Raw genomic sequence first — 6,777 nt, forward strand, 5'->3', positions numbered from 1 at the left:
CGCGGACCTGGGCGAGCGCGCCGTGGTGCATAACCGCGCGCAATACGACACGGTCGTGGCGGTATTCGCCGCGGTGATCGCCGTGGCGATGCTGGTGACCGGCTACCTGGCGGTAACGGTGTACCGCCGCATCCACAGCAGCCTGGCCGAGATCGAGCACACCCTGGAATATGTCAGCGACTCGCTCGACCTCGACCGGCGCGCGCCGGTTGGCAGCATGGACGAGATCGGGCGCACCGCCACGGCTTTCAACCGCTTGCTCGAACGTGTTGCGGGGGCGCTGCGCGAAGTGCGTCACTCGACGGAATCGGTGGGCGTGGCGGCACGCCAGATCGCTGCCGGCAATACCGACCTGTCGGCGCGGACCGAGCAACAGGCGGCATCGCTGGAAGAAACGGCGTCGAGCATGGAACAGCTGACCACCACCGTGCGCCAGAACGCCGACAACGCGCGCCAGGCCAGCGGCCTGGCCAGCAATGCCGCCGACGTGGCGGAGCACGGCAGCTCGGCCGTGCAGCAGATGGTGCAGACGATGGGCGCGATCAGCGCCAGTTCCAACCGTATCGCCGAAATCACCAGCCTGATCGAGGGCATTGCCTTCCAGACCAATATCCTGGCGCTCAACGCCGCGGTGGAAGCGGCGCGCGCCGGCGAGCAGGGCCGTGGCTTTGCGGTGGTGGCGGGCGAGGTGCGCAGCCTGGCGCAGCGTTCTTCCAGTGCCGCCAAGGAGATCAAGGACCTGATCGAAAGCTCGGTCGACACCGTGCGCACCGGCTCGGCGCAAGCCGAGGGCGCCGGCAAGACCATGGACGAAGTCCGCCAGGCCGTGAAACGCGTGTCCGACATCATTGGCGAGATTGCCGCCGCCTCGGACGAGCAAAGCGCCGGCATCGAGCAGGTCAACCAGGCAGTCGGCCAGATGGACGAAGTCACGCAGCAGAACGCTGCGCTGGTGGAAGAGGCAGCCGCCGCCGCCCAGTCGCTGGACGACCAGGCCGGCAAGCTGCGCGATACGGTGTCGACCTTCCGCCTGGCAGCGGGCTGAACGGCGGCCGGCGGGCCGCGCAGCGGTCCGCGGATCGCCTCGCGCCCGGCATCGAGGCCGGGCCGCGCTTCATACCGCCAGCACCTCGGCCAGCCGCAACACCACGCGCGGACCGTTCCGGATCAGGTCATGCGCGCGCTCGCCGATCATGATGGCCGGCGCATTGGTATTGCCCCCGATCAGCGTCGGCATGATCGAGGCGTCCACCACGCGCAGGCCTTGCACCCCCCGCACGCGTAACTGCGGGTCCACCACCGCGTATTCGTCCATGCCCATGCGGCAGGTCCCCACGGGATCGTAGCTGGTGTCCGCATGCTCGCGGATCATGGCGCGGATCGCGCTGTCGTCGCTGCCGTCCGCGGCCAGGTGCGACGAATACAATTCCTTGCCGCCGAACGCCGCAAGCTGCGGCTGGGCCAGGATGCGGCGCACGATCCGCACCCCCGCCACCAGATCGTCGAGGTCGCGCGGGTCCGACAGGAAACGGGGATCGATCAGCGGCGCATCGCGGACGTCGGGCGAGGCCAGCCGCACTTCGCCACGGCTGCTCGGCCGCAACACGCACACATGGCAAGCGTAGCCGTGGCCCAGGCGGATGTGGCGCATATGGTCGTCGGCCATGCCGACCACGAAGCGCAGCTGCAGGTCGGGTTCGTCGAGATCGGGGTGGCTCTTGAGGAAGGCGCCGGCTTCGGCGAAGTTGGAGGTCAGCATGCCGGTGCGCTCGCGCCGGTAGCGCAGGATCTCGGCCAGCAGGCGAAAGGCGCCACCCACCGACACGCCGAACAGTTCGGGCGCGGCGACGCGCTTGTGCACGACGATGTCGGGATGATCCTGCAGATTGCCGCCCACGCCTGGCAGATGGTGCACCACGGGAATGCCCAGTTCGCGCAGGTGCGCAGCCGGCCCCACGCCCGATGCCATCAGCAGTTGCGGCGAACCAAAGGCACCGGCCGACACGATGACTTCGCGGCGCGCGCGCAGCACCGTTTCGCGTCCATCCAGGCGCACCAGCACGCCGACCGCATGGCGGCCCTCGAACTCGATGCGCTGCACCTGCGCGCCGCTCAACACATGCAGATTGGCGCGGCCGCCGTTGCAGGCACGGTCGGCGGCATCGCCGCGATGCAGGTAGGCGCGTGCGGCGTTCCAGCGCTCGCCGCCGTACTGGGTCACCTGGTACCAGCCCGCTCCTTCCTGGTCCACGCCGTTGAAATCGTCGTTGCGGCGGTAGCCAGCCTGCTGTGCCGCCTCGATGAAACGCTGGCCAAAGGGATTGGGCGTACGCAGGTCCGACACAGGCAGCGGGCCGCTGCCGCCGTGCAGGGGATCGTCATCGCGCCCGGCGAGCCGCTCGTTGCACTCGGCGCGGCGGAAATACGGCAGGACGTCGTCCCAGGACCAGCCATCGCAGCCAGCCATGGCCCAGCCGTCGTAGTCGGACGGCCGGCCACGCGTGTAGATCATGGCATTGATGGAGGAACTGCCCCCCAGGCCGCGCCCGCGCGGCTGGTAGCCGCGGCGCCCGTCCAGCCCCGGCTGCGGCACGGTGCAGTAGCCATAGTTGTGGCTGCCGGCACGCGGCAGCATCGCCGCGTAACCGGCCGGCGTCGACACCAGCGCATGGTGATCGTGGCCGCCGGCCTCGAGCACCGCCACGCTGTCGCTGCCGCTGTCCGCCAGCCGGCTGGCCAGGGCACACCCGGTCGAGCCGCCGCCGACGACGAGATAGTCAAAGGTGGTTTCCATCTGTCTCCCCGCGTGGTCGGAGGTCAGGACGCCGGGGTTGCGCCGGCCTCTTTATCCGTCCGGGCATGCCGGGCACCCCGGTCTGGCGGGCACGCCGCGAGCACGCCGCGAAATCAGTTTAGGCGCTATGCCGGGGGGGTGGAAAGGGGGATGGAAAGGGCGGCACGCATGGCTGCCTGAAGCGCGGCGCTAGTGCCGTGCCGACACTGCCGGGCGGCCACGCATGGCTAGGGCATGGGGGTCAGAACGCCTTGCCCGCCACGGCCCAGGAAGTGCGCAGGATGCGTCAGCGCGGCTTGAGTGCCCGAGGGTTGCCGCCCCCCTCCCACAGATGGGCGAAGGGGGCAGCAGACCTGCAGTGGTCTACCCCCAGGGCCTCACGCCACCACCATCGGCCGCCCCAGCATCCGCGACAGCACCGCCTCGGGCGAATGCGTGTGGTCGCTGATGGCCTTCGGCGACAGATAGTAGGTCTGCTCCATCATGGCCCGCCCGCGCATGGCCGCATGCAGCACCTGGTCGCTGAAGACGATCCAGGTCGATCCCGGCGGGAACTGGAATTCCTGTTGCGGCACACTGGCCTGGTAGTCGAGATCCGCCTTGGCCAGGTCATGCAGCTGCAGCATGCGATGGTCGTACTCCGAGCGCCGGCGCTTGGTGATGTGCAGCAATTCCATCATCCGTGCCTGCCCCGGCCACATCCCCCGGGTTTTCGGCACGAAGCGCTTCGCGAAGTCGCCAAAGGGCTCGCCCACCCGCCACACGCGCGGCGCCTGCGGGTCGATATTGTGGAACACGCGCAGCAGACGCTGGCCCAGCAGCGGGTTGGACGGAAAGGAATCCACATGCAGGCGGGTGTCGTCCTTGCGCCAGCTCACCGGGCGGCCGGCGATTTCGCTCGGGCGCAGCGAGGTGCCGGCGCGCACCAGATGCGGGCCGTATTCGGGGAACAGGGTCAGCACCAGCTTCTCGCTGTATTCGGCATAGCGGCGGATCAGGCGATAAAGATCCTTCAGGTCCTGCTCGCCGCCGGTGGCGCCGCGCACGGCCTGGTCATTGGCGCGCAGGTTGATGTTCTTCGACTTGCCGTCCGACCAGCGGCTGTCGAGAAAGCGCTCCTCGCCAGCCTCGAAACGGAAGTGCAGCTGCGGGAAATACAGCACCGCGCCCTGCTCCAGTTCGCGGCGCAGCCCGGCTCTGGTGCCGGCATCGACCTGCGGTGCCCACTCGGTAAAAGGCTGCGGCCGGATCAGGTTGAACGCGTGCGTGCCTGCCGCGGACGCGGCGGCGCTGGACGCGGAAGGCGTAGGGGTCGAATCAGGTGACATGGGCATCCTCGGTATGCGGGCTCCGGCGACCTGGGCGCGTGCCTGCGGCACGGCGGCAGGATCACAAAGCGCCACTCGCCGGACCGCTTTGCCATCCCGCGATTCTACCCTCGCGGCCGTGCGGCGCCACGCCTGGCGGCGTCGCGCTTGATCCTGGACAAGATGGGCACGGGCCGGAGCCGCGCTTGCGCGCCATGGAAAAACGCCGCCCGATGGGCGGCGCTCAGACTGCCGGCAGCGCTGCGGTGCAGGCACATCCAGCCGGTCTGGTCTGCAGCCTTACAGGCCCGCGGCAGCGCGCAGCACCGCGGCCTTATCGGTCGCTTCCCACGAGAATTCCGGCTCTTCGCGGCCGAAGTGGCCGTAGGCTGCCGTCTTCTCATAGATCGGACGCAGCAGATCCAGCATCTGCACGATGCCCTTCGGACGCAGGTCGAAATGCTCCTGCACCAGGGCGGCGATGGCCTCGTCGGAAATCTTGCCGGTACCTTCGGTATAGACCGTGACGTTGATCGGGCGCGCCACGCCGATGGCGTAGCTGACCTGGACCTGGCACTGGCGCGCCAGGCCGGCAGCGACCACGTTCTTGGCCACATAGCGGGCCGCGTAGGCGGCCGAGCGGTCGACCTTGGACGGATCCTTGCCCGAGAACGCGCCGCCGCCGTGCGGCGATGCGCCGCCGTAGGTATCGACGATGATCTTGCGCCCGGTCAGGCCGCAATCGCCCTGCGGGCCGCCGATAACGAAGCGGCCGGTCGGGTTGACCAGGTACTTGGTGTCCTTGAGCATTCCGGCCGGCAGCACCGGCTTGATGATTTCCTCGATCACGGCTTCGCGGATCTGCGCCTGGGTGATATCCGGCGCATGCTGGGTCGACAGCACCACGGTATCGACGCTGTGCGGCCGGCCGTCGACATAGCGCACGGTCACCTGCGACTTCGCGTCCGGACGCAGCCAGGGCAGGCGGCCATCGCGGCGCAGCTGCGACTGGCGCTCGACCAGGCGGTGCGCATAGTAGATCGGGAAGGGCATCAGCTCCGGCGTTTCGTCGCAGGCGTAGCCGAACATCAGGCCCTGGTCGCCGGCGCCCTGGTTCAGGTAGTCGTCGGAGGCGCGGTCCACGCCCTGGGCGATGTCGGGCGATTGCTTGTCGTAGGCGACCAGCACGGCGCAGCCCTTGTAGTCGATGCCGTACTCGGTGTTGTCGTAGCCGATGCGCTTGATGGTGTCCCGTGCGACCTGGATGTAGTCGACGTTGGCGGTCGTGGTGATTTCCCCTGCGAGAACCACCAGCCCGGTGTTGCACAGGGTTTCGGCAGCCACGCGAGCATACTTGTCCTGGGCCAGGATGGCATCGAGGACAGCGTCGGAAATCTGGTCAGCGACCTTATCGGGATGGCCTTCGGAGACGGATTCCGAAGTGAACAGGAAGTCGTTTGCCACGAACTTTTTCTCCAGGTTAGCTATTGCGTGCCAACCTTTCAGCCCGGGCGGCGACGCTTTAGCGGTATTTTCACGCCGTTCCGGTAGAACGGTATCGCCCCGCAAGTTGTCAGTTAACTCGGCGATACGCGTTATTATACGCGCCTGCAAGCTGCCCTGCAGCGCTACTGGCCGGGCGCAAGGCCGCAGCCATGCAAACCGTACAGTGGGCTCCGTAATGAGACGGCGGGATCCATTTGCTTGCCCCCACTAACGGCACTGCCTGGCAGAACATTAATCACCCACCCGGCCCGCCGGGCCGCTATCCCAATCCGATGACCTTTCTGTTCTGGCTGATTTCCCGCTTGCCGCTCTCGTGGCTGCACGCCATCGGCGGTACGCTCGGATTGCTGGCGGCGCGCCTGCCGGGACGCTACGGCAGGCGGCTTGGCGGGAACCTGCGCCAGGCCTACCCCGACGCCGGCGAGGCGATGCTGGCCGAGGCGGCCCGCTCGACCGGGCGCATGATCCTGGAAATGCCCTACTTCTGGAGCCGGCGCAATCCCGAAGCCCGCATGTACGGCTTCGCCGGCCCGCTGTGGCCGGAAATCGACCGGCTGATGGCACAGGGCCGGGGGCTGATCATCCTGGTGCCGCATCTCGGCTGTTTTGAAGTGCTCCCGCAGGCATTCGCCCTGCGGCATCCTGTCACCGCCCTGTACAAGCCGCCGCACCAGGCATGGCTGCGCGACTGGATCGTCAAGATGCGCACCCGCCCCAACCTGGCCATGGCGCCGGCGCAGCCGCGCGGCGTGCGCATGCTGGTCAAGGCACTCAAGCGCGGCGAAGCCATCGGCATCCTGCCGGACCAGGTCCCCACCGGGGGCGAAGGCGCCTGGGCGCCGTTTTTCGGCAAGCCGGCCTACACCATGACCCTGGTGCAACGCCTGCAGCAGCTCACCGGCGCGCCCATCGCGGCGATCTTCGCCGAGCGCCTGCCGCGCGGCGACGGCTTCCTCGGGCATATGCAGGTCATCGACGACATGCTGCCGGAGGACCAGGCCGAAGCCGCCGCGGTGATCAACCAGGCCGTCGAGAAACTGGTAATGGCAGCCCCCACCCAGTACCTGTGGGGCTACAACCGCTACAAGCACCCGACCGGCGCCGAGTTGCCGCCGGCCCAGCCGCCCCGCGCGCCGCCACCCGGCGCCTCGCGCGATCCACTGGCGGTGC

5 protein-coding genes are annotated in these 6,777 nt (G+C 68.4%); 2 read left to right on the forward strand and 3 right to left on the reverse strand.

Translation table 11 applies throughout. The features are described 5' to 3' along the window. Positions 1–1,045: methyl-accepting chemotaxis protein (locus P3W85_RS16255; RefSeq protein WP_276265534.1), on the forward strand; the 1,045-nt coding region annotated here is incomplete at its 5' end. Positions 1,046–1,114: 69 nt separating this feature from the next. Here P3W85_RS16255 and P3W85_RS16260 read toward each other — a convergent pair. The 3 genes from P3W85_RS16260 to metK form a co-directional block, all read right to left on the reverse strand. Then, complete coding sequence (locus P3W85_RS16260; protein ID WP_276265535.1) at positions 1,115–2,794, reverse strand: GMC family oxidoreductase; 1,680 nt, start codon at positions 2,792–2,794, stop codon at positions 1,115–1,117. Positions 2,795–3,171: 377 nt separating this feature from the next. Further along, positions 3,172–4,122, reverse strand: a complete 951-nt coding sequence (locus P3W85_RS16265) for a Kdo hydroxylase family protein (RefSeq protein ID WP_017228138.1) — start codon at positions 4,120–4,122, stop codon at positions 3,172–3,174. A gap of 279 nt (positions 4,123–4,401) precedes the next feature. After that, complete coding sequence (gene metK, locus P3W85_RS16270) at positions 4,402–5,565, reverse strand: methionine adenosyltransferase (protein WP_276265536.1); 1,164 nt, start codon at positions 5,563–5,565, stop codon at positions 4,402–4,404. Between the two features lie 314 nt (positions 5,566–5,879). Between metK and P3W85_RS16275 the strand changes: the two genes are divergently transcribed. Beyond that, on the forward strand, positions 5,880–6,777 hold an 898-nt coding region (locus P3W85_RS16275; RefSeq protein WP_276265537.1), incomplete at its 3' end, for a lysophospholipid acyltransferase family protein.

Origin of the sequence: Cupriavidus basilensis (assembly GCF_029335485.1) — a bacterium.
GTDB classification, from domain to species: domain Bacteria; phylum Pseudomonadota; class Gammaproteobacteria; order Burkholderiales; family Burkholderiaceae; genus Cupriavidus; species Cupriavidus basilensis_E.